The organism is Actinospineispora eucalypti, from assembly GCF_039543365.1.
GTDB classification, from domain to species: domain Bacteria; phylum Actinomycetota; class Actinomycetes; order Mycobacteriales; family Pseudonocardiaceae; genus Pseudonocardia; species Pseudonocardia eucalypti.
In genome coordinates, this window is record NZ_BAABJP010000030.1 from 90,787 (window position 1) to 112,836 (window position 22,050).

At 72.3% G+C, this 22,050-nt stretch carries 27 protein-coding genes and 1 pseudogene; 23 read left to right on the top strand and 5 right to left on the bottom strand.

Features of this window, described 5'->3' with window-relative positions:
* Window positions 1-10 precede the first annotated feature (10 nt).
* Window positions 11-1,609 (bottom strand): flavodoxin domain-containing protein, encoded by a 1,599-nt coding sequence (locus ABEB12_RS25410; RefSeq protein WP_185062286.1) that lies wholly within the window; start codon window positions 1,607-1,609, stop codon window positions 11-13.
* 54 nt (window positions 1,610-1,663) lie between these two features.
* Window positions 1,664-2,614, bottom strand: coding sequence for an AraC-like ligand-binding domain-containing protein (locus ABEB12_RS25415; protein ID WP_185062287.1), 951 nt, complete (start codon window positions 2,612-2,614; stop codon window positions 1,664-1,666).
* A gap of 188 nt (window positions 2,615-2,802) precedes the next feature.
* Between ABEB12_RS25415 and ABEB12_RS25420 the strand changes: the two genes are divergently transcribed.
* Window positions 2,803-3,753, top strand: coding sequence for a VOC family protein (locus ABEB12_RS25420; protein ID WP_185062288.1), 951 nt, complete (start codon window positions 2,803-2,805; stop codon window positions 3,751-3,753).
* 4 nt (window positions 3,754-3,757) lie between these two features.
* Window positions 3,758-4,234 (top strand): MarR family transcriptional regulator, encoded by a 477-nt coding sequence (locus tag ABEB12_RS25425; RefSeq protein WP_185062289.1) that lies wholly within the window; start codon window positions 3,758-3,760, stop codon window positions 4,232-4,234.
* Here ABEB12_RS25425 and ABEB12_RS25430 read toward each other — a convergent pair.
* Window positions 4,231-5,097: an alpha/beta fold hydrolase gene (locus ABEB12_RS25430; protein WP_185062290.1), complete on the bottom strand. Its 867-nt coding sequence runs from the start codon at window positions 5,095-5,097 to the stop codon at window positions 4,231-4,233. The genes ABEB12_RS25425 and ABEB12_RS25430 overlap by 4 nt on opposite strands.
* Before the next feature lie 105 nt (window positions 5,098-5,202).
* Here ABEB12_RS25430 and ABEB12_RS25435 point away from each other — a divergent pair, with 105 nt between their 5' ends.
* Window positions 5,203-5,793, top strand: coding sequence for an LmrA/YxaF family transcription factor (locus tag ABEB12_RS25435; protein ID WP_185062291.1), 591 nt, complete (start codon window positions 5,203-5,205; stop codon window positions 5,791-5,793).
* Here ABEB12_RS25435 and ABEB12_RS25440 read toward each other — a convergent pair.
* Window positions 5,777-6,439 (bottom strand): nitroreductase family protein, encoded by a 663-nt coding sequence (locus tag ABEB12_RS25440; RefSeq protein ID WP_185062292.1) that lies wholly within the window; start codon window positions 6,437-6,439, stop codon window positions 5,777-5,779. The two genes, ABEB12_RS25435 and ABEB12_RS25440, sit on opposite strands and share 17 nt — an antisense overlap.
* A gap of 193 nt (window positions 6,440-6,632) precedes the next feature.
* A complete protein-coding gene (locus tag ABEB12_RS25445) occupies window positions 6,633-7,076 on the bottom strand; it encodes a MarR family transcriptional regulator (protein ID WP_185062293.1) in 444 nt (147 codons plus the stop codon).
* Window positions 7,077-7,122: 46 nt separating this feature from the next.
* Between ABEB12_RS25445 and ABEB12_RS25450 the strand changes: the two genes are divergently transcribed.
* From ABEB12_RS25450 to hypD, 20 genes and pseudogenes are all read left to right on the top strand, one after another.
* Window positions 7,123-7,590 (top strand): hypothetical protein, encoded by a 468-nt coding sequence (locus ABEB12_RS25450; protein WP_185062294.1) that lies wholly within the window; start codon window positions 7,123-7,125, stop codon window positions 7,588-7,590.
* Between the two features lie 123 nt (window positions 7,591-7,713).
* The gene (locus ABEB12_RS25455; protein ID WP_185062295.1) at window positions 7,714-8,157 is read left to right on the top strand and encodes a helix-turn-helix transcriptional regulator; all 444 of its coding nucleotides are present in this window, start codon (window positions 7,714-7,716) and stop codon (window positions 8,155-8,157) included.
* Window positions 8,069-8,614 (top strand): phosphoheptose isomerase, encoded by a 546-nt coding sequence (locus ABEB12_RS25460; protein WP_185062296.1) that lies wholly within the window; start codon window positions 8,069-8,071, stop codon window positions 8,612-8,614. The genes ABEB12_RS25455 and ABEB12_RS25460 overlap by 89 nt, the downstream gene beginning before the upstream one ends.
* Window positions 8,614-8,829, top strand: coding sequence for a HypC/HybG/HupF family hydrogenase formation chaperone (locus ABEB12_RS25465; RefSeq protein ID WP_185062297.1), 216 nt, complete (start codon window positions 8,614-8,616; stop codon window positions 8,827-8,829). Before ABEB12_RS25460 ends, ABEB12_RS25465 begins: the two co-directional genes overlap by 1 nt.
* Window positions 8,819-9,466 carry an SIS domain-containing protein gene (locus ABEB12_RS25470; RefSeq protein WP_185062298.1) on the top strand — a complete coding sequence of 216 codons (648 nt, stop codon included), beginning with the start codon at window positions 8,819-8,821 and terminating at the stop codon, window positions 9,464-9,466. The genes ABEB12_RS25465 and ABEB12_RS25470 overlap by 11 nt, the downstream gene beginning before the upstream one ends.
* Window positions 9,463-11,736, top strand: a complete 2,274-nt coding sequence (gene hypF, locus ABEB12_RS25475; RefSeq protein ID WP_345703138.1) for a carbamoyltransferase HypF — start codon at window positions 9,463-9,465, stop codon at window positions 11,734-11,736. Before ABEB12_RS25470 ends, hypF begins: the two co-directional genes overlap by 4 nt.
* 46 nt (window positions 11,737-11,782) lie before the next feature.
* On the top strand, window positions 11,783-12,397 hold the full coding sequence (locus ABEB12_RS25480) for a hypothetical protein (RefSeq protein WP_185062299.1): 615 nt from the start codon (window positions 11,783-11,785) through the stop codon (window positions 12,395-12,397).
* 59 nt (window positions 12,398-12,456) lie between these two features.
* Window positions 12,457-12,786, top strand: a complete 330-nt coding sequence (locus ABEB12_RS25485) for a metalloregulator ArsR/SmtB family transcription factor (protein ID WP_185062300.1) — start codon at window positions 12,457-12,459, stop codon at window positions 12,784-12,786.
* Window positions 12,786-13,415, top strand: coding sequence for a cation transporter (locus ABEB12_RS25490; protein ID WP_185062301.1), 630 nt, complete (start codon window positions 12,786-12,788; stop codon window positions 13,413-13,415). Before ABEB12_RS25485 ends, ABEB12_RS25490 begins: the two co-directional genes overlap by 1 nt.
* Window positions 13,416-13,464: 49 nt before the next feature.
* Window positions 13,465-13,566 (top strand): annotated as a pseudogene (locus tag ABEB12_RS42240) (DUF3703 domain-containing protein); the annotation flags it as partial.
* Window positions 13,567-13,698: 132 nt separating this feature from the next.
* Window positions 13,699-14,748 (top strand): NADH-quinone oxidoreductase subunit B family protein, encoded by a 1,050-nt coding sequence (locus tag ABEB12_RS25495; RefSeq protein ID WP_185062302.1) that lies wholly within the window; start codon window positions 13,699-13,701, stop codon window positions 14,746-14,748.
* A 13-nt stretch (window positions 14,749-14,761) separates the two neighbouring features.
* Complete coding sequence (locus ABEB12_RS25500; protein WP_185062303.1) at window positions 14,762-16,546, top strand: nickel-dependent hydrogenase large subunit; 1,785 nt, start codon at window positions 14,762-14,764, stop codon at window positions 16,544-16,546.
* Window positions 16,546-17,061, top strand: coding sequence for a NifU family protein (locus ABEB12_RS25505; RefSeq protein WP_185062304.1), 516 nt, complete (start codon window positions 16,546-16,548; stop codon window positions 17,059-17,061). The genes ABEB12_RS25500 and ABEB12_RS25505 overlap by 1 nt, the downstream gene beginning before the upstream one ends.
* Window positions 17,058-17,666, top strand: a complete 609-nt coding sequence (locus tag ABEB12_RS25510) for a DUF5947 family protein (RefSeq protein ID WP_185062305.1) — start codon at window positions 17,058-17,060, stop codon at window positions 17,664-17,666. The genes ABEB12_RS25505 and ABEB12_RS25510 overlap by 4 nt, the downstream gene beginning before the upstream one ends.
* Window positions 17,666-18,292, top strand: coding sequence for a DUF6084 family protein (locus tag ABEB12_RS25515; protein ID WP_185062306.1), 627 nt, complete (start codon window positions 17,666-17,668; stop codon window positions 18,290-18,292). Before ABEB12_RS25510 ends, ABEB12_RS25515 begins: the two co-directional genes overlap by 1 nt.
* Window positions 18,289-19,617 (top strand): hypothetical protein, encoded by a 1,329-nt coding sequence (locus ABEB12_RS25520; protein ID WP_185062307.1) that lies wholly within the window; start codon window positions 18,289-18,291, stop codon window positions 19,615-19,617. The genes ABEB12_RS25515 and ABEB12_RS25520 overlap by 4 nt, the downstream gene beginning before the upstream one ends.
* Window positions 19,614-20,117 carry a hydrogenase maturation protease gene (locus tag ABEB12_RS25525; RefSeq protein ID WP_185062308.1) on the top strand — a complete coding sequence of 168 codons (504 nt, stop codon included), beginning with the start codon at window positions 19,614-19,616 and terminating at the stop codon, window positions 20,115-20,117. Before ABEB12_RS25520 ends, ABEB12_RS25525 begins: the two co-directional genes overlap by 4 nt.
* Window positions 20,114-20,620, top strand: a complete 507-nt coding sequence (locus ABEB12_RS25530; RefSeq protein ID WP_185062309.1) for a YceI family protein — start codon at window positions 20,114-20,116, stop codon at window positions 20,618-20,620. The genes ABEB12_RS25525 and ABEB12_RS25530 overlap by 4 nt, the downstream gene beginning before the upstream one ends.
* Before the next feature lie 4 nt (window positions 20,621-20,624).
* Window positions 20,625-20,900, top strand: coding sequence for a HypC/HybG/HupF family hydrogenase formation chaperone (locus ABEB12_RS25535; RefSeq protein WP_185062310.1), 276 nt, complete (start codon window positions 20,625-20,627; stop codon window positions 20,898-20,900).
* A 13-nt stretch (window positions 20,901-20,913) separates the two neighbouring features.
* Entirely contained in the window at window positions 20,914-22,041 is a 1,128-nt protein-coding gene (gene hypD, locus ABEB12_RS25540) for a hydrogenase formation protein HypD (protein WP_185062311.1), read from the top strand.
* The last annotated feature ends 9 nt before the right edge of the window (window positions 22,042-22,050 follow it).

Sequence of the window (22,050 nt, forward strand, 5' to 3'; positions counted from 1 at the left end):
TCATACCCGGTCAGTACACGTCCCGCACGTACCGGTGCTCCCGCTTGAGGTCGTTCACGAAGTCGACCGCCTTGTCCTCGGACATGCCGCCGTGCTCCGCGACGATCCCGTGCAGCGCCGCGTCGACGTCGCCGGCCATCCGCTCGGCGTCCCCGCAGACGTAGAAGTGCGCGCCGTCGGCCAACCACTGGTAGAGCGTCCGGCCCTGCTCCCGCATGCGGTCCTGCACGTAGACCTTGGCCGGTTGGTCCCGGGAGAAGGCCAGGTCCAGCCGGTTCAGGTGGCCGTCATCGGCCATGGCCAGCAGTTCGTCGCCGTACAGCAGGTCACAGCGGCGGTGCCGGCCGCCGAAGAACAGCCAGTTGCCCCCGCGCGCGCCGCTGGCCCGCCGCTCGTGCAGGAAGCCCCGGAACGGGGCCACCCCGGTGCCCGGCCCGACCATGATCATCGGTCGGTCGCCGTCCGCCGGCGGGCGGAAGTTCTCGTTGGGCTCGAGCACCACGGTGGCCACGTCACCCCGGCTGATCCGGTCGGCCACGTGGGTGGAGCACACGCCGCCCCGGTCCCGGCCCTGCGCCCGGTAGCGGATGGTGGCCACCGCCAGCTCCACGCGCTCCGGGGAGACCAACGGGCTGGACGCGATGGAGTAGGACCGCCGAGCCAACGGGCGCAGCAGCTCGAGCAACTCGACCGAGGTCAACGGGGGCCGGGTGGCCAGCTTGAGCAGGTCCAGCACGTCACGCGCCCAGAGGAACTCGTGCAGCGCCGCGCGGTCCCCGCCGGCGAGCAGGCCGCGCAGCTCGGGGTCCTGGGTGCGCCGGCCGACCTCCTCCACCAGCTCCCGGGACGGCCGGCTGATCTCGTAGTCGGTGGTCAGCACCTGGTGCAGCGGCCGGCCGTCGACGTCCTCCCCCGCCGCGCCGCCGACCTGGGCGATCAGCCGGGCGACCAACACCGGGTCGTTGCCCGGCAGGATTCCGAGCGAGTCACCCGGCCGGTAGGTCAGCCCGGTGTCGGCCAGGCACAGCTTGAGGTGGCGCACCTCCTTCAGCGCCCCCGGGCCGGAGAGCGGCCGGTTGGCCAGCACCGTGGCCGCCTTGGGCTCGTGCCGGCGCGGGGCGGAGCCGACCACCACCGGCTCCGGTTCCGGCGTGAGCAGCTCGAGCATCTCGCCGGCCCACGCGGCGGCCTCGTCCTCGAAGTCCACGTCGCACTTGACCACTTCCCGCAGCCGCCGCCCGCCCAGCTCGGCGAACCGGATGTCCAGCTCGATGGCCGCCTGGCAGAAGTCGAAGTAGCCGGTGTCGCCGAGGCCGAGCACGGCGAACGGCACCCCGTCCATCCGCGCGGCGGTCTCCTCGGAGAGCGCGCACCAGAACCGGTCGGCGTTGTAGGGCATGTCGCCCTCGCCGGTGGTGGCCGCCACGACCAGCAGGCAGCCTGCCCTGGCCAGCTCCTCCGGGGTGGCGTCGTCCAGCATGGCCACCGTGGCGTCGATGCCGCGCGCCCGCGCCGCCTGCGCCAGGTCCCTGGCCACGCCTTCGGCGTTGCCGGTCTCGCTGCCGTACAACACCCGGACCTTCGGCGCCTCGGCCGACCGCTCGATCATGTTAGGTGAGGCTAAGCTAAGTAATTCGCCAAGGTCAATGGAAGGCGGCCGTCGTCACCTATCCCGGCGGTACTCTCCCGGGGTAAGGCCGTAGTTGGCCCGGAACAACCGGGTGAAATGCGGTGGGTCCGGGAAACCCCGGGCCGCCGCCAGCAGCCGGATCGGCTGCCCGGCCAACGCCGGGTCGACCAGGTCACGGCTCACCGCATCCAGCCGGCGGGACCGGATCCACCCGGCCACCGTGTGCCCCCGCGCCTCGAACACCTTGTGCAGCAGACGGGGCGAGACGAAGTGCGCCGCCGCGAGGGTCCTCGGGCCGAGGTCCGGCTCGCCGAGATGCGCGTCGATGTAGTCGACCACGCGCAGGAACAGCGCTTCGCCGGACGGTTCGGCGGGACCGTCCGAGGCGGCGCGGTTGCCGTCGAAGACCAGCCGGACCATGTCCACCACGCAGTCCGAGAGGCCGGGCGAGCCCAGGTCCAGCTCACCGGTCACCACCCGGTCGGCGAGCCCGCGCAGGAACGGGCCGGCCAGCGCCGCCGCCGCGTCCACGCGGGGGACGGCCGTCGCGGTCCGCCCGCACAACGCCTCCGCCCGGTCACCGAACAGCGCTCGCGGAATGGAGTAGAGCAGCAGCTCGAAGTCGCTGCGCGCCTGCACGTCGTACGGGTGGGAGGTCTCGTAGGCGGAGAGATCACCGGCGCCGATGAACGCGGTACGGTCGCCCTGCTCGACCCGGAACTGCCCGCGCACCAGGTGGGTGACCTGGAACTCCTCCGGGTCGTGCCGGGCGATCAGCTCGGAGGTGCGACGGATCGCCGAGGTGTTCCCCTCGATGCGGAACAGGGTGACCGGGCCGAACTGGTAGGCGCGGATCCGGCCCTCGAACGGCCCGCTCCCGGGCCGGCGCAACCGCAGCGGGTGGAGTACCTGGCCATGCGCGTGCGCCCAGTAGTCGAACCTGTCGGCTACCGGCACCGTGCTGGTGTCCACGAGTACAGACATGAACGGCTCCCGATCCGTTTCCGCACCCATCATGGTGGTTGCCCGATCATCCACCAAACGCGGGCAGTTGTCCGGGAGCGCACGACCCGGACAATCGGTTGTTTGGCAGCGCACAGCCGGCCCATGAGGCACGCCGAGCGCCCGCTCCTCACCTACCGTCACACGGCAAACGGGGAGGGAGGCGGAGAATGGCGCACCTTGGCGGCAGCCACCACATCACCATGTCGGTCGGCCCGGCGCGCGAGGACGTGGACTTCCACGTCGGCGCCCTGGGCCTGCGTTTCATCAAGCGCACCGTGCTCTTCGACGGCTCCATCCCGATCTACCACCTGTACTACGGCAACGCGGCCGGTGATCCGAGCGCGGTGCTGACCACGTTCCCGTTCCGCCAGGCCGGCCTGATGGGCCGGCGGGGCACCAACCAGGCCCGCGAGGTGCTGCTCGCCGCGCCGGCCGGTTCGCTGGACTTCTGGCACACCCGGCTCACCGAACGGCGGATCGCGGTCACCGAGGACGAGGTGGCCGACCAGCGGCGGCTGCGCTTCCGCCACCCGTGCGGCATCGAGTACGCGCTGGTCGGGGTGCTGGACGACCCCAGACAGGGCTGGACCGGCGGCGGCGTGCCCGCCGAGCACGCCATCCACGGCATCTACGGCGTCGGGGTGCACGTGTCCGACCCGGCCAACATGGTCGAGTTCACCAGCGAGTCCCTGTACGGCAAGGACCTGGACGAGGAGGGCGACCGGGTGGCGCTGCGGGTCGGCGAGGCCGACCGGGGCGGCGTGCTCGAGCTGGTGGTCAACCGGGCCGACCCGCCGGGGACCTGGCGGTACGGCGAGGGCACCATCCACCACTTCGCCTGGAACGCCGAGACGCTGGCCAACCAGGAGGAGCTGAGGTTCGCCATCGAGGGCGCCGGCTACACCGACATCTCCGAGCTCAAGGACCGCAAGTACTTCAAGTCGGTCTACGTGCGCAGCCCGGGCGGGGCGCTGTTCGAGCTCGCCGTCACCCACGCCGACGGCGGTTGGACCTGCGACGAGTCACCCCAGGAACTCGGTCGGCGGTTCCAGCTGCCGGCCCAGTTCGAGGACCGGCGGGCGGAGCTGCTCGACCGGCTGGAACCCCTCGAAATCTGAGCCCATGAGACCCACCCGTTGGCTGAGCGAGCACGAGCAGCGCGCATGGCGCGCCCTCCTCGCGGCGAACCGCCTGCTCATGGATCGGCTGGACCGGCAGTTGCAGAACGAGGCCGGCATCCCGCACGCCTACTACGAGATCCTGGTCCGGCTGTCCGAGGCCCCCGGCCGGGCGCGGCGCATGTGCGACCTGGCCGAGTCCTGCCTATCCTCGCGCAGCCGGCTCTCCCACGCGGTCGCCCGTCTGGAGGCGGCCGGCTGGGTGCAGCGGCGGGAATGCCCGACCGACCGCCGGGGCGCGGTGTGCGAGCTCACCGACGCCGGCCTCACCGCCCTCCAGGCCGCCGTGCCGGGCCATGTGGAGGCCGTGCGCACACACCTGTTCGACCGGCTCACCGAGGAGCAGGTCGACCAGCTGGCCGCGATCTTCGAGGCGATCCGCCCGGCACTGGAGAAACGCCGCACCCGCACCGGGGTCTAGGCCCGGCCGGCCGGAGCGGCGCCGGTTTCGGCCAGGAACCCGGTGAGCACCTCGGCCAGGCGTTCCGGCTGGTCCTCCGGCACCAGCGTGGCCGAGTCGGCGATCTCCACCAGCCGGCCGCCGGGGTACAGCTCGGCCAGCCGGGGCCCGTGCTCGCGGGGCATCAGGCGGTCCTCGGTCGCCCACACCACCAGCACCGGGCGGTCGAACTCGCGCAGCCGCTCGCTCCAGGCGAGCAGCGTGGCCCGGTCCGGGGCGGAGCCGGCGAACTTGGCGAAGTCCCGCCGGATCGCCCGGCTGCCCGTGGCGGGCGCGAACCAGTCGTCCAGCACCTCGTCCGGGATCCCCCGCAGGCTCATGCCGCCGTAGCCGCCCTTGGCCCGGCGCACCGCACCCAGCCGCATCGCCTGCATCAGCAGCCACACCCCGCCGGGCACCTTGGCCACCACGGCCAGCGCCTTCGCCGGCCCGGGCGGGAAGTTGTCGAACGCCTCGCAGGCCACCAGCGCCAGGCGGGCCACCCGGTCGGCCCCGCTGCCGGGTCCCTCGGACACCAGGAACTGGCCACCGCCCCAGTCGTTCAGCACCAGGGTGACGTCCCGCAGGTCCAGCCGGTTCAGGAACTCGCCGAGCAGCCGGGCGACGCCGCGCTGGCTCAGGTCCGCGCCGGGCCTCATCGGCTCCCGGTGGCCGCCGAGGGGCAGCGTGGGCAGCAGGCAGCGGTAACCCGCCAGCAGCGGAACCACCTTCCGCCACTGGGTCGTTGCGCTCATCGGCACACCGTGGGTGAACACCAGCACCGGCCCGTCGCCCCCGGTGTCCTGGTACTCCACCGGCCCGGCGGTCAGCTCGATCTTGGGCATGCGCGACCCCTTTCCCGCTGTCGTGTCCCGCACGCGCCGAACCGGGCGCGCGCTCGGCCAACGCGTTCCGCTCTAGATAGATCGTTCTAATGTAGGCTAACAGCCATGGCAACACCGACACGGGACACCCGGAGCAGGATCCGCGACGCGGCGGCCACCCTGTTCCGTCGGGAGGGCTACGCGGCCACCGGGCTGAAACGCATCGCCAGCGAGTCCGCCGCCCCGTTCGGCTCCATCTACCACTTCTTCCCCGGGGGCAAGGAGCAGCTGGCGGAGGACGTCGTGCGCACCGCCGGCGCGGCGTACGGGCACATGGTGGCCGCCCTGCTGAACAGCGTGGCCGACCCGCTGGAGTCGCTGGCCAACGCGTTCGACCGGGCCGCGGCCAACCTCGAGGCCGCCGACTACGCCGATGCCTGCCCGATCGCCACCCTGGCCTTGGAGGTGGCCAGCAGCAACGAGACCCTCCGGGTGGCCACCGCACAGGTGTTCGACGGCTGGGTCACCGAGGGCACCGAGTGGTTCGCCCGCTGGGCCCCGGACCGGGCCACCGCGCGCTGGCTGTGCCAATCGATGATCATGCTGCTGGAGGGCGCCTTCGTGCTGAGCCGGGCCGCCCGCTCCCCCGAGCCGCTGCACGCGGCGGGCCGAGCCATGGTCGAGCTGGCCCGCCCGGTGGTCAGTCGAGGAACGTGACGGTCTCCGCCAGCGGGGCGCGGTCCACCCGCACGACGGGACCCGCGTCGTCCGCGTAGCCGATCGACATGCCGCAGACCAGCATCAACCCCGCCGGCGGCGACAGCACCTCGGTGACCGTGCGCCGGTACACCGACCAGGCCAGCTGCGGGCAGCTGTGCAGCCCCTCGCCGCGCAGCAACAACATCACCGTCTGCAGGTACATGCCGAGGTCCAGCCACTGCGCCCGCCCCAGGTCGCGGTCCACGTAGCAGAACAGCGCGGCCGGCGCGCCGAAGCAGTCCCAGTTCGCCGCCACGGCCCGCTCGCGGCCCTCGGCGTCCCCGCGCGCGACCCCCATCGCCGCGTAGCGCCGCTCGGCCGCGCCCGCCCGTCGCTCCCGGTAGGGCGACTTCAACGCCGGCGGGTACATCTCGAACTCCCGCTCGTCGCCGCGGTCGCCCGAGGCCACCCGCTCACCGGCCCGCTTCTTCAGCTCGGCCAGGGTCGCGCCGGTCACCAGGTAGCTGTTCCACGGCTGCAGGTTGCCGCCGGACGGCGACCGGGCGGCGGCGCCGAGCACGCGCGCCAACACATCCCTCGGCACCGGCCGATCACTGAACCGGCGCACCGCCCGCCGACCGGCCACCGCCTGGTACACGTCCATCAACGCGTCTACCTCCTACTGGGCACTCCCTTGCCCGACGTCCCTGGACGCCCAAAGGTGACCGCCAGACGGGTGATCGTCGTTCGTGGCGGTTTGGCGTCGCTTTTCGACCCCAGAGCGCCAGAATCGGCGATCACGCCCGGGGAACGCATCGGTGCCGGGAGTGCGCGGTGGGTGGGCTCGGCGGTCCGGGCTATCGCCCCGGCGGCGGGACCAGGGCGCGCAGCGCGGCGTTCAGCGCCTCCCGCTCCGGCTCGGGCAAGGAGGCCAGCAGGTCCCGGTCCAGGTCCGCGATCAGCCCGCGCACCTTGTCCAACAGCTCTCGCCCGGACTCGGTGATCTCCAACCGCGCCGGCAGACCCTGGCCCGACGGCCCCCGGCTGACCGCGCCCAGCTCCTCCAGCGCGCGCACCGTGGCCAGCATGCTGGGCGTGGTCACCCCGGCGCGGCGGGCCAGGTCGCTGTACGAGAGGTCCGGGCGGTGGGAGAGGTGCCCCAGCGCTCCCAGGTGGCGCATGGTCAGGCCGAACTGGACCAGCTCGGCCTCCAGCCGACGCTGCAGCTCCCGACCGAGCAGGATGATCTGCATCGCCGTCGAGAACACCAGCGTCGGCGGCCGAGCCTCCGTCTCCCCCATCCGCCGGAAGCTAGCTTATAGCTTCACTTATAGCTAGACTAACGCCGTGAAGATCCTGCTGCTGTCCGCGCACGTGCTCACATCCATCATCTTCATCGGCCCGGTCACGGTGGCCACCAGCCTGTTCCCCCGCTACGCCAAGGCCGCCCTGGACGGCGGCGACCGGGCTCGCGGCGTGCTGGACCTGCTGCACCGGATCAGCCGGGGATACTCCGTGCTCGGCCTCACCGTGCCGGTCTTCGGCATCGCCACCGGCGCCGCGCTGGGCGTGCTCACCCAGGCCTGGCTGGTCGTCTCGATGGCGCTCACCGCCGTCGCCGCCGGACTGCTCGCCCTGGTGCTGCTGCCCGGCCAGAACGCCGTCATGCGCGCACTGGACGGCCAGGCCGTGGACGTCTCGGCCGTCGCGCCGGTGCTCGGCCAGCTGCGGATGATGGCCGGTATCTTCGCGCTCACCTGGGCGGTGGTCGTGGTGCTCATGATCGCCCGTCCTGGCTCGACCACCGGGGTCTGACCGCTGACCCTTGTGACGGAGGTCACCGCGTGCCACGATCGAAAACCGGCCCGTTCCGGGGCGAGTCCGGTCGGGCCACCGTGGTCGGCACGGCCACGGCCCTGCCTAGGAAGCGCGGGCACGATGGCCGAACTGGAACCGAGGAACTTCCTGCAGCCCTGTCTGCTGCTGTTGCTGTGTGAGACGCCGGACCACGGGTACGAGCTGGCGGCCCGGCTGCGCCCGATGCACGACGTGGACGGTGACGCCGGCGGGATCTACCGGGCGCTGCGTTCCCTGGAGCGCCAGGGGCTGGTGCGCTCCGAGTGGCACACCTCTTCGACCGGACCGGCCCGCCGCATCTACCGGGTCACCGACGCCGGCGTGCACGCGCTGGACGCCTCGGTGCACGGGCTGAACCAGACCCACGCCGCGCTGCACGTGTTCCTGGAACGCTACGGCCGGCTGGTGGCCTCCGACGGGCAGGGAGGAGGCAGGCATGGCGGTCGCACTCGGACCCGAGCACGCCTCGGCGGCGTTCGCTCGGCGGGACGCACCGACGGCCGGGTTGACCGAGACGGCGGCTGACCTGGCCCTGGCCTGCCACGCGATGGCGCGCCGGTTCCACCGGGGCGGCCGGCTGCTGGCCTTCGGCGCGGGCGCGGCCCGGGCGGACGCCGCGCACGTGGTGGTGGAGTTCGCGCATCCGGTGATCGTCGGCAAGCGCGCGCTGCCCGCGCTGGCGCTCGCCGAGCCCCGCTGGCTGCCGCTGTTCGCCGAGCCCCAGGACATCGCGCTGGGCCTGTGCGCGGACGGCCGGGACCCCGGGGTGTCCGAGGGACTGGCGCTCGGCCGGGACGCCGGGTTGCTCACCATCGCCCTGCTCGGCGGCGACGGCGGCGCGATCGCCCGGCTGGACGGGCTGGACCACGTGCTGGTGGTGCCTTCGGCGGACCCGCGCATCGTGCGCGAGGCCCACGTGACGGCCTACCACGTGCTGTGGGAGCTCGTGCATGTGTTCCTCGACCAGCCGGGGGTGTTGTGATGACCCCGGAGTGTGCGGGTCCGGAGTGCGTCACCTGCTCGGACGCGGCGGTGCCGGTCCGGGTCAGCCGGCTGCTGCCGGACGGGTTGGCGCTGGTGGAGGCGGCTCCCGGGCGGACCGAGGAGGTCTCGGTCGCGCTGGTCGACGCGGGCGTCGGGGACGTGGTGCTGGTCCACGCGGGCGAGGCGATCGCGGTGGTACCCGATGAGTCTTGAGTCGCTGTACCCGTTCCTGCACGCCGGCCGGGCCGACCTGGACGAGCTGCTCGCCGACGTGACCCGTTCCACCCGGGAGAAGGTCGAGGAGATCGGCCGGCTGCGGGCCGAGGTCGCCGCGACGGAGGCGGCCGAGCTGGCCCGGTGCGCCGAGGCAATGGCCGACCGGTTCGGCCGGGGCGGGCGGCTGTTCACCTTCGGCAACGGCGGGTCCAGCACCGACGCCGCCGGGCTGGCCATCCTGTTCACCGACCCGGGCGAGGGAGCGCGGCCGCTTCCGGCCACCGCGCTGGCCGAGGACGTGGCCACCCTGACCGCGCTGGCCAACGACGTGGGCTTCGAGGTGGTGTTCGCCCGGCCACTGGCCGCCGCCGGCCGCCCGGTGGACATCGCGCTCGGCCTGTCCACCAGCGGCGGGTCGGCCAACGTGCTGCGTGGGTTCGACGCGGCGCGCCGGCGCGGCATGCTCACCGTCGGGCTGGCCGGCTACACCGGCGGCCCGATGGCCGAGGTGGCGGCGCGCGGGGAGATCGACCACCTGTTCGTCATGCCGTCCAGCTCGGTGCACCGCATCCAGGAGGCCCAGACCACCACGTACCACGTGCTGTGGGAGCTCGTGCAGCGAGCGCTCCGGTGACCCACACGGTTCTGGCCCGCCGGCGTATCCGGGTGGGCGGGATCGTGCAGGGCGTCGGCTTCCGGCCGTTCGTGTACGCGCTGGCCCGCGAGTTCGGCCTGGCCGGGTTCGTGCGCAACGACGAGTCCGGCGTGCTGATCGAGGTGGAGGGCGACCCGGCGGCGCTCTCCGGGTTCACCGCCTCGGTGCCCACCCGGGCGCCCGCGCTGGCCGTGGTCGCCGAGGTGCGGGTGGACGACCTGCCACCCACCGCCGAGCCGGGTTTCCACATCCTGGCCAGCGCCGCCGGCGGCCGGCGCGGCGCGCTCATCTCGCCGGACACCGCCACCTGCGCGGATTGCCTCGCCGAGCTGGCCGACCCGGCCGACCGGCGCTACCGCTACCCGTTCGTCAACTGCACCAACTGCGGCCCCCGGCTGACCATCGTGACCGGGGTGCCCTACGACCGGCGGTACACCACGATGGCCGGCTTCCCGATGTGCCGGGAGTGCGCCACCGAGTACCACGACCCCGCCGACCGGCGGTTCCACGCCCAACCGGTGTGCTGCCCGGCGTGCGGCCCGACCCTTCGGTGTACCGACCCCGCCGGCACATCCCTCGAGCCGGCCGGCGACCCGCTGGCCGCCGCCGTGGCCGCGTTGCGGGCCGGCGCGGTGCTGGCGGTGAAGGGCATCGGCGGCTACCACCTCGCCGCGCTGGCCCGCGACGAGCGAGCCGTGGCCGCGCTGCGCGCCCGCAAGCACCGGGAGGACAAGCCGTTCGCGCTGCTCGCCGCCGATCTCGCGGCGGCGCGGCGCCTGGTCGAGGTGGACGGGACGGCCGCCGCCGAGCTGACCTCCCGGCGGGCGCCGATCGTGCTGCTCCCCCGCCGCCCGGACGCCCCGGTGGCGCCCTCGGTCGCCCCCGGCAACCGCTACCTCGGCGTGCTGCTGCCCTACACCCCGCTGCATCACCTGCTGGCCGCCGACCTGGCCGAGCCGCTGGTGCTGACCAGTGGCAACGTCTCCGACGAGCCGATCGCCTACCGGGACGGCGAGGCCGCCGAACGGCTGGGCGGCATCGCCGACGGGCTGCTCACCCATGACCGGCCGATCCACACGCGCGCGGACGACTCGGTGCTGCGGGTCACCGGCGGGCGGGTGCTGCCGATCCGCCGCTCGCGGGGTTACGCCCCGGAACCGCTGCCGCTGGCCACCCCGGCGCGCCGGCCCGTCCTGGGCTGCGGGGCCGAGCTGAAGAGCACGTTCTGCCTGGCCGAGGGCGGCCGGGCGTTCCTCTCCCACCACATCGGCGACCTGGAGAACGCGGAGACCCTGCGCTCGTTCACCGAGGGCATCGCGCACTACCGCACGCTGTTCGACATCACCCCCGAGGTGGTCGCGCACGACCTGCACCCGGAGTACCTGTCCACCAAGTACGCCCTGGAGCTGCCCGGCGTCCGGCTGGTCGGCGTGCAGCACCACCACGCGCACCTGGCCGCCTGCCTGGCGGACAACCGGGCCACCGGGCCGGTGATCGGGCTGGCCTGCGACGGCCTCGGCTACGGCACCGACGGCACCCTCTGGGGCGGCGAGCTGATGGAGGTCTCGATCACCGGCTTCCGCCGGCTGGCCCACCTGGAGACGGTGCCGCTGCCCGGCGGGGCGACCGCGATCCGTCAGCCCTGGCGGATGGCGGCGGCCTGGCTGCGCGCGGCCCACCCGGACGGCGAGCTGGCCGACCTGGCCGTGGTGCGCCGCCAGGGTGCCCGTTGGACGCAGGTGGAACGGCTGCTCGGGTCGGACCTACCGGTCCCGCTGACCTCCAGCGTCGGCCGGCTGTTCGACGCGGTGGCCGCGCTGGCCGGGGTGCGGGACGAGGTGAACTACGAGGGCCAGGCCGCGGTGGAGCTGGAGCAGGCGGTCGACCCCGAGGTACGCGACGGCTACCCGATGCGGATGACCGACGCCGTGCTGTACGGCGCCGACCTGGTCCGGGGCGCGGTGCGCGACCTGCGCGCCGGACGGCCGGCCGGCACCATCGCCGCCCGCTTCCACCGCGGCCTCGCCGCCGGACTGGCCGAGGCGGCGGCCGGCGCCTGCGCCCGGACCGGACTGGACACGGTGGCGCTGTCCGGCGGGGTGTTCCAGAACGTGACCCTGCTGCACGGCCTGCGGGACCGGCTCGACGGGTACGGGCTGAGGGTCCTGACGCACTCCCGGGTGCCGCCGAACGACGCCGGGATCAGCCTCGGACAGGTCACAGTGGCCGCCGCACTGGACCGAGCCTGAGGTAAAGTCGGGCAGTTTTTGTCAACATCGGCCCGGGTGTACGGAGATGCGGTATCTAGACTGGACCAGCTGGACACCTGGACGGCCCGACACCGGTCAGGTCGATGAGTGCACCCGCGAGCGGGCGGTTCTGAAGATCTACACCGCCCGGCTCTCCGAGGAGGAGCGCTGCCATCGCGCCTTCCGCGCGGTGGAGCTGGAGCGGGTGGCCACCGAGACCCGTCGCGCCGCGTCCACGGTGATCCACGACGCGATCGAGGGCTCGGCCGCCGAAGCGCCGGCCGCCCTCTACCGGCTGGTCGCCAACACCCGGCTGGCCGTCACCATCGCGGCGCTGAACCTGATGGGCATCGAGACCCTCCTGCCCGGCGAGCCACCCTTCCACGCGCCGCGCGAGCTGATCGACGCCACCCGGATCTACCTGCGCGAACCCCCCGGCGACGGCCACGGTTCCGGCGGTTCGGACGGCCTGGACGCGCTGAGCGGGCTGATCGGCGACTTCCACCGGTCCACCGTGTTCATCAACGGGCTGCGCATCGAGCCGCGCCGCCTGCCCGCCGTCGTGCCGCTGACCCTGCGCGCCGCCCATCCGGCGATCATGGTGGCGTTCGGCGAGTTCCTCGCGCACAAGTACGTCATCGAAGGCTGGAGCCTGCTCTGACCGAAGCCCAGACGGTTCAGTAGTTGCTTTATTCAGCTGTCGCTGTACTGTTTGGCGTTGTGGAGACATTGACGCACGGGGAGGTGCTGGCTCGGTTCGGGCACGCACTCTCCGACCCGATCCGGTCCCGGCTGCTGCTGGCGCTGCGCGAGGCCCCGGGTTATCCGGCCGAGTTGGCGGAGCTGCTGGGCACCTCCCGGCAGAACCTGTCCAACCACCTGTCGTGCCTGCGTGGGTGTGGGCTGGTGGTGGCGGTGCCCGAGGGTCGGCGGCTGCGGTACGAGCTGGCCGATGCCCGGCTGGCTCACGCGCTCGGCGACCTGCTCGGCGTCGTGCTGACCGTCGACCCGGCCTGTTGCCCGTCCGCCGACGAAGCCGGGTACTGCTGATGGCCGCCCCGGTCTCGGCCGCCCGCCGGACCCAGCTGGCGATTCGTATCCGGTGGCTGGTCGCGGCCACGATCACCTACAACGTGATCGAGGCGGTCGTGGCGATCAGCGCCGGCACACTCGCCTCCTCGACCGCGTTGATCGGGTTCGGGTTGGACTCGGTGATCGAGGTGTCCTCGGCGGCCGCCGTGGCCTGGCAGTTCGCCGGCGCCGACCCGGAACGGCGGGAGCGGACGGCGCTCCGGGTCATCGCGGTGTCCTTCTTCGCGCTCGCCGGTTACGTCACCGTGGAGTCGGTGCGTGCGCTGCTGGGCGCCGAACGCGCCGAGCACTCCACCGTCGGCCTGGTGCTGGCCGCGCTGTCGCTGCTGGTCATGCCGGTGCTGTCGGCCGCGCAGCGCCGCGCCGGCCGGGAGCTGGGCTCGACCAGCGCGGTCGCCGACTCCAAACAGACCCTGCTGTGCACCTACCTCTCCGGGGTGTTGCTGGTCGGGCTCGGCCTGAACAGCCTGTTCGGCTGGTGGTGGGCCGACCCGGCCGCCGCGCTGGTCATCGCGGCCGTCGCGGTCAAGGAGGGGCGCGAGGCCTGGCGAGGCGAGGCCTGCTGCGCATCGGAGGGCTGCTCATGATCTTCCAACGCATGCCCGTGCGGGTCCGCGAGGCCGTCCCGGCTCGGCACTCGGCCGCTACCCGGAGGGCAACACCGGACGCGCCCGGGTGGAGCTCACCCAATCCCTGCCGGTGCCCGACGATCTCGCCGCCGTCCTCGCCAAGAGCTAGGTGCGTCGTACCTCTAGTGGTCGGCGTCACTTACCCGCGCCTCCGGACCCGGTTACAACGGTAGATCTCCCACCACGAGGCATATCGGCGTGCCCTCGCCAGCCCGGTGTACGCCGAGGAAGGCGACTCGCGATGTCCTCCGCGACCGAGCAGGAAGCGCCCACCGTCCATATCCTCTGGATCAACGCCGGACTCAGCTGCGACGGTGACTCGGTGGCCCTCACGGCGGCCACCCAACCCAGCATCGAGGAGATCGCGCTCGGCGCGCTCCCCGGGCTGCCCAAGATCGCCGTGCACTGGCCGCTGATCGACTTCGAGTGCGGGCCGGATGTCGGCGCGGACACCTTCATCGAGTGGTTCTTCAAGGCCGACCGGGGCGAGCTGGAGCCGTTCGTGCTGGTCGTGGAGGGGTCGATCCCGAACGAGAAGATCAAGCAGGAGGGGTACTGGTGCGGGTTCGGGAACAACCCGGACACCAACCAGCCGATGACCACCAGCGAGTGGCTGGACCGGCTGGCGCCCAAGGCGCTGGTGGTGCTCGCGGTGGGCACGTGCGCCACCTACGGCGGCATCCACGCCATGTCGGGCAACCCCACCGGCGCCATGGGCGTCGCCGACTACCTGGGCTGGAGCTGGAAGTCCAAGGCCGGCATCCCGATCGTGAACGTGCCGGGCTGCCCGGTACACCCGGACAACCTGTCCGAGACCATCCTCTACCTGCTCTACCAGGCCACCGGCGCCGCGCCGATGATCCCGCTGGACGAAGCCGGGCGGCCCAAGTGGCTGTTCGGCTCCACCGTGCACGAGGGTTGTGACCGGGGCGGTTACTACGAGCAGGGCGAGTTCGCCAGCGAGTACGGGCAGCCCACCTGCCTGGTGAAGCTGGGCTGCTGGGGTCCGGTGGTCAAGTGCAACGTGCCGAAACGGGGCTGGATCAACGGCGTCGGCGGCTGCCCGAACGTGGGCGGCATCTGCATCGGCTGCACCATGCCGGGCTTCCCGGACAAGTTCATGCCGTTCATGGACGCGCCGCCGGGCAGCAAGGTCTCCGGCGCGGCCAGTGGGGCCTACGGATCCGTGATCCGCCGGCTGCGCAACATCACCTTGAAGAGCGTCGACTCCGAACCCAAGTGGCGCACCAAGGGCGCCGAGCTGACCACCGGTTACCGGAAGTCCTGGTAGGGGGATCGCAGCCATGACCGCCACCGAAGCCTCCGTCCCGTCCACCGAACAGTCCAAGCTGGTGGAGATGGCCTGGGACCCGATCACCCGGATCGTGGGCAGCCTGGGCATCTACGCGAAGATCGACTGGGCGGCCAAGCGGGTCGTGGAGTGCCACTCCACGTCGTCCATCTTCCGCGGCTACTCGATCTTCATGAAGGGCAAGGACCCGCGCGACGCGCACTTCATCACCAGCCGGATCTGCGGCATCTGCGGGGACAACCACGCCACCTGCTCGGTCTACAACCAGAACATGGCCTACGGGGTCCGCCCGCCGCACCTGGGTGAGTGGATCATCAACCTGGGCGAGGCCGCCGAGTACATGTTCGACCACAACATCTTCCAGGAGAACCTGGTCGGGGTGGACTACTGCGAGAAGATGGTCGCGGAGACCAACCCCGGCGTGCTGGAGCAGGCCAACCGCACCGAGGCGCCGCACGCGGCCGACCATGGCTACAAGTACATCGGCGACATCATGCGCGCCCTGAACCCGTTCTCCGGCGAGTTCTACCGGGAGGCGCTGCAGGTCAGCCGGTACACCCGGGAGATGTTCTGCCTGATGGAGGGGCGCCACGTGCACCCCTCCACGCTGTACCCGGGCGGGGTCGGCACGGTGGCCACGCACCAGCTGTTCACCGACTACTACACCCGGCTGATGCGCTACGTGGAGTTCATGAAGCGCGTGGTGCCGCTGCACGACGACCTGTTCGACTTCTTCTACACCGCGCTGCCCGGCTACGAGCGGGTCGGCTACCGGCGCACCATGCTGGGCTGCTGGGGCTCGCTGAACGACCCCGAGCACTGCGACTTCACCTACCAGAACATGTCCGACTGGGGCCGGCGGATGTTCGTCACCCCCGGCGTGGTGGTGGACGGCCGGCTGGTCACCACGGACCTGGTGGACATCAACCTGGGCATCCGGATCCTGCTCGGCAGCTCGTACTACCGGGACTGGGAAGACCAGGAGATGTTCGTGACCCGCGACCCGCTGGGCAACCAGGTGGACCGCCGGCACCCGTGGAACCAGCACACCATCCCGGCGCCGCAGAAGCGGGACTTCGAGGACAAGTACTCCTGGACGATGTCGCCGCGCTGGTTCGACGGCACCGACTACCTGCCGCTGGACACCGGCGGCGGCCCGCTGGCCCGGTTGTGGACGACCGCGCTGGCCGGGCTGGTGAACACCCCGTACGTGCGGGCCACCGGGCACAGCGTGCGGATCGACCTGCCGCGCACCGCGACCAAGCCCGAGGTCAGCTTCGAGTGGAAGATCCCGCAATGGTCCAACGCCATCGAGCGCAACCGGGCCAGGACCTACTTCCAGGCCTACTCGGCCGGGTTGGCGCTGCACTTCGTGGAGCAGGCGCTGGCCGAGGTGCGCGCCGGGCACAGCAAGACCTGGGAGAAGTTCACCGTGCCCGACGAGGCGATCAGCTGCGGTTTCACCGAGGCGGTTCGCGGGGTGCTTTCCCACCACATGGTCATCCGGGGCGGCAAGATCGCCAACTACCACCCGTACCCGCCGACGCCCTGGAACGGCAGCGTGCGGGACGTGTACGGCACACCCGGTCCCTATGAGGACGCGGTGCAGAACACGCCGATCTTCGAGGAGAACAGCCAGGAGAACTTCAAGGGGATCGACATCATGCGCGCGGTGCGCAGCTTCGACCCGTGCCTGCCCTGCGGCGTGCACATGTACAAGGGCGACGGCAAACCGCTGCACGTGATGCACTCCCCCGCGATGCTCAACCAGTTCTGATGACGGCACCGGATCCCGCCGGTCTGGCCGCCCGGATCGACGCGGTGCTGGTGGAGGTGGCGGCCCGCGCGGGTGAACCGGCGAGGGCCGCCGTGGAGGACCTGGTCCGCGACCTGATGCGGTTCTACGGGTCCGGCCTGGCGCGGATGGTGGAGACCATGGAGGCCGGGGCCGGCCCCGACCTGGTGCACCGGGTCGCGGCCGACCCGGTGGTCGGCGGGCTGCTGGCGCTGCACGACCTGCACCCGGTCGAGCTGTCCACCCGGCTGCGGCACGCGCTGGAGAACGCGCGCCGCCGGCTGGGCAACCACGGCACCGGCATCGAGCTGACCGGGGTGGACGGCGACGGCATGGTCCGGGTGCGCATCCCGGCCGGCTGCGGCGCGGACACCGTGCGGGACGTGGTGGAGGCGGCGGTCACCGAACTGGCCCCGGACACCGAGGGCGTCGTGTTCGACACCGCGCCGGCCCTGCTCACCATCGGCATGCGGCCCTCGGTCGGGACCCCGCCGTGACCCGCTCACTGCGCAGGCTGTTGCGGGAGCCTCGGGTGGCGCCCCAGGAGCGCTGCGAGCTGTGCGCCACCCCGGTGGGCGGCGAGCACCCGCACCTGGTGGAGGTCCACGAGCGGCGGCTGTTGTGCGCGTGTCAGGCGTGCGCGCTGCTGTTCAGCGAGCCGGGGCCGAAGCTGCGCTACCGACGGGTGCCGGACCGGTACCTGGTGGACCCGGAGTTCGAGCTGTCCGACGCGCAGTGGGACGCCCTGCGCATCCCGGTGGGCATGGCCTTCTTCCTGCGCAACTCCGCCCGGGAAGCCCTGATCGCCTGCTACCCGAGCCCGGCCGGGGCCACGGAGAGCGAGCTGCCGCTGGAGGCCTGGGCGGACGGGGTCGGCGCCGGCCCGCTGGCCGCCGAGCTCACCCCGGACGTGGAGGCGCTGCTGGTGCGCCGGGGTGACGGGGTGCGGCCGGAGTGCCTGCTGGTACCGATCGACGCCTGCTACCGGCTGGTCGGCCTGGTCCGGCTGCACTGGAAGGGGTTCGACGGCGGCGCCGAGGCGTGGGCCGCCATCGACGCGTTCTTCGACGAGGCGCGTTCCCGCGCACGAACGGTGTCCTGATGCCCCGGTTCGCCTGCCTGGACGCCCGCCCCGACCTCCGCTCGGCCGGCCCCGGCATGCTGCTCGACCTGCGCATCACGGTGGACCCGGGGCAACGGGTGCACAGCCTGGCCCTGCGCACCCAGATCCGCATCGAACCCCGTCGCCGCCGCTATACCCCGGCCGAGGCGGAGCAGCTGGTCGACCTGTTCGGGGAGCTGCCCCGGTGGGGCGAGACGCTGCACCCGCTCCAACTGTGCACGGTGTCCACGATGGTCACCGGGTTCGCCGGGCAGACCACCACCGAGGTGTCCGTACCGCTCAGCTACGACATCGACGTGGCGGCCACCCGCTACCTGCACGGCCTGGACGACGGTGACGTGCCGTTGTTGCTGTTGTTCTCCGGCACGGTGTTCTACGCCGGGCCGGAGGGCGTGCAGGTGGGGCTGGTGTCCTGGTCGGAGGAGGCCACGTTCCGGCTGCCGGTGGCCATCTGGCGGGCCGCGATGGACGCGCACTTCCCCGGCACCGCCTGGCTGCGGCTGCGCCGGGAGACGCTGGACGCCCTGCTCGCCTACCGGTCCGCGCACGCGATTCCGAGCTGGGACGACGTGCTGCACCGGCTGCTCAAGGACGCCCGGCCATGACCGCCCTGGATGAGCTGGCCCGGGTGGCGGACGCGGTCCTGTTCGAGGGTTACCTGCTCTACCCGTACCGGGCGTCGGCGCAGAAGAACCGGCTGCGCTGGCAGTTCGGCGTGCTGGTCCCGCCCGGGTACGCCGAGGAGTCCGGCGAGGCGGCGGCGAACCGCACCGAGTGCCTGCTGGAGGCCGGGCCGGCGACCGCGCTGCACGTGCGGCTGCGTTTCCTGCGGCTGCGCGCGCGTTCGGTCTACGACGCCGACGGCCGCCCGATCGACCACCTGGTGGTGGACGGCACGCGGGTGTTCGCGTGGGAAGAAGGGCAGCCGGCGACGGTGGACGCGGTGGTCGCGGTCGGCGAGCTACTCGCCGGACCCCGGGCCGTGTCGTTCGCCCTGTCGGCGGACCTGGAGGTGGAACCGGTGGCGGGCGGGTCGGTGCACCGCCGCTGCTGGCCGCTGGCCGGCCGGCTGGTGCTCTCCGCGACCGAGCTGCCCGGCCCGTACGGGGCGCTGCGCCTGCGCCTGGACGTGCTCAACGACTCGCAGTGCCCGCCGGAGGCCCGCCGCGAGGAGGCGCTGCGCACCTCACTGATCGCCGCGCACTCGCTGCTGTCGCTGGATGCCGGTTCGTTCCTTTCCCCCACCGACCCGCCGGAATGGGCAAAGCCGGCCACCGCCGAGCTGACCAACGAGCACACCTGGCCGGTGCTCGGCGGTCCGGAGGACCGCTCCGACCTCCTGCTGTCCAGCCCGATCATCCTGGCCGACCACCCCCGGCTGGCCCCGGAGAGCCCGACCGACCTGTTCGACGGGACCGAGATCGACGAGATCCTCAGCCTCCGCACCCTGGTCCTCACCGACGAGGAGAAGGCCGAGGCCCGGGCCACCGACCCGAAGGCGGCCGCCGTGATCGACGCGGTGGACGGCATGCCGCCGGAGATCTGGGAGCGGCTGCACGGCGCCGTCCGTTCGCTCGGTCCTTCCCGGACCGACCCGACCGAGGTGCCGCCCTGGGAGCAACCCGAGGTGCCCTGGTGGGACCCGGGCGTCGACGAGTCGGTGTCCCCGGAGACCGACTCGGTGCTGGTCGGCTCGGTCCAGGTGCGCAAGGGCGTCGCGGTGCGGCTGCGCCCGCGCGGCGGCGGGGACGCGCAGGACACGTTCCTGGTCGGCCTGCGCGCCACCGTGCAGGCGGTGCTGCACGACGTGGACGGCGAGGTGCACGTTGCCGTGTCGCTGGACGACGACCCGGCCGCCGAGTTGCAGCTGGCGCACGGCCGGTACCGCTACTTCCGCCCCGACGAGCTGGAACCGGTGCGGGTGTCATGAGGGACCGGGTGCTGGTGGCGGGCATCGGAAACGTGTTCCTCTCCGACGACGGTTTCGGCGTGGCCCTGGCCAACCGGCTGGCCGGCACCGAACTGCCGCCCGGGGTGGAGGTGCGGGACATCGGCATCCGGGGGATGCACCTGGCCTACCAGCTGCTGGACGGCTACCGGGTCCTGGTGCTGCTGGACACCGCACAGCGCGGCGGAGGGCCGGGCTCGCTCTACCTGCTCGAACACGACCTGGACCAACCCGCCGACCCCGGGGCGCTGGGTTTCAACGCGCACGGGATGGACCCGGCATCGGTGCTGGCCATGCTGGACCAGCTGGCCGAGGGCAACGGACTGGACCGGCCGATCGAACGCGCGCTGGTGCTGGCCTGCGAACCCTCGAGCCTGGACGAGGGACTGGAGCTGTCCGAGCCGGTGGCGGCGGCGGTGGAGCGCGCCCTGCCGGTGCTGCTGGACCTGCTGCGCGAGCTGACCGGAGCCCCGGTCCGATGACCCGCTACAAGATCGTGCCGGGGCGCTGCGAACTGGCCGCGCAGGCCAGCTCCAGCCTGCACCCGATCCGCGCGGAGGCCAGCGAGCTGGCCGGCGAGATCGACGTCGAGCTGGCCGACGGGGTGCTCGATCCCACCGCGCCCACCGGCGCGCGTATCGAGCTGGCCACCGCCGCGCTGCACTCGGGAAACCCGCTGCTCGACCGGGAGATCCAGGGCCGGCTGGACGCCCGCCGCTACCCCAGGGTGGCCGCGTGGGTGCGCGAGGTGACCGGCCCGACGGACGGCGCGTACGACGTGCACGGGGAGCTGACCCTGCGGCACGTCACCCGGCCGGTGACCGCCCGGGCCACGCTGGTCTCGGGCGACCGGCGGTTTCTCGAGGTCAACGGGGCTTTCACCCTCGACGTACGGGACTTCCAGCTGGACCCGCCGAAGCTGCTCGGCCTGCGGGTGCACCCGGAGGTGGCGGTGACGGTGCGGATCGTGGCGGAACGGAGTTGATCACATGTGCCTCGGAATTCCCGGTGAGATCGTGGCCCTGCTGGCCGAGCACGAGGACCTGGCGATGGTCAGCGTGGAGGGCGTGCGGCGGGCGGTGAACATCGGCCTGATCCGCGAGGAGGTCGAGCTGCATCCCGGTGACTGGGTGCTGATCCACGTCGGGTTCGCCCTCTCCAAGATCGACGAAGCGGAGGCGAAGGCGTCCCTGGAGTGGCTGACCGGGGTCGGCGACGCCTACACCGACGAGCTCACCGCGCTCGCTTCCAGCGACATCACGTAAAGGGGGCAATCCGATGAGGTTCGTCGACGAGTTCCGCGACGCCGGCGCCGCCCGGGCGCTGGCCACCCGCATCGCCGCGCTGTGCGAGCCGGGGCGGCACTACAAGTTCATGGAGGTGTGCGGCGGGCACACGCACACCATCTACAAGCACGGCCTCGAGGACTACCTGCCGGAGACGGTCTCCCTGGTGCACGGCCCGGGATGCCCGGTGTGCGTGATCCCGATGGGCCGGGTGGACGACGCCATCGCCATCGCCGAGCGGGACGACGTGATCATGACGTCGTTCGGCGACATGATGCGGGTACCCGGCGGGCGCGGCTCGTTCTTCGACTCCAAGGCGGCCGGCGCGGACATCCGGATGGTGTACTCGCCGCTGGACGCGCTCAAGATCGCCCGGAAGAACCCGGACAAGCGGGTGGTCTTCATGGCCATCGGCTTCGAGACCACCGCCCCGTCCACCGCGATGACCGTGCTCCGCGCGGCCGCCGAGGGGCTGGACAACTTCTCCATCTTCTGCAACCACGTCACGATCATCCCGGCGATCAAGGCGATCCTGGACTCCCCCGACCTGCGGCTGGACGGGTTCCTCGGACCGGGCCACGTGTCCACGGTGATCGGCTGCCGGCCCTACGAGTTCATCGCCCGCGACCACGGCAAGCCTCTCGTCTGCGCCGGGTTCGAGCCGCTGGACATCCTGGCCTCGGTGCACCGGCTGCTGGTGCAGCTGCACGAGGGCCGGTGCGAGGTGGAGAACCAGTACGCCCGGGTGGTGCCCTGGGACGGCAACCTGAAGGCGCTCCAGGTGATCGGCGAGGTGATGGAGCTGCGCCCGCACTTCGAGTGGCGCGGCCTCGGTTTCATCTCCCACTCGGCGTTGCGGGTCAGAGCCGCCTACAGCGCCTTCGATGCGGAGCGGATCTTCGACGTGCCCGGGGTGCGGGTGGCCGACCCCAAGGCCTGCCAGTGCGGCGAGGTGCTCAAGGGCGTGCTCAAACCGTGGGAGTGCAAGGTGTTCGGCACCGCGTGCACCCCGGAGACCCCGATCGGCACCTGCATGGTCTCGTCCGAGGGCGCCTGCGCGGCCTACTACAACTTCGGCCGGTTCACCCGGGACCGGGTGAAGGAGGCGACCCGCCTGTGAGCACCGCGA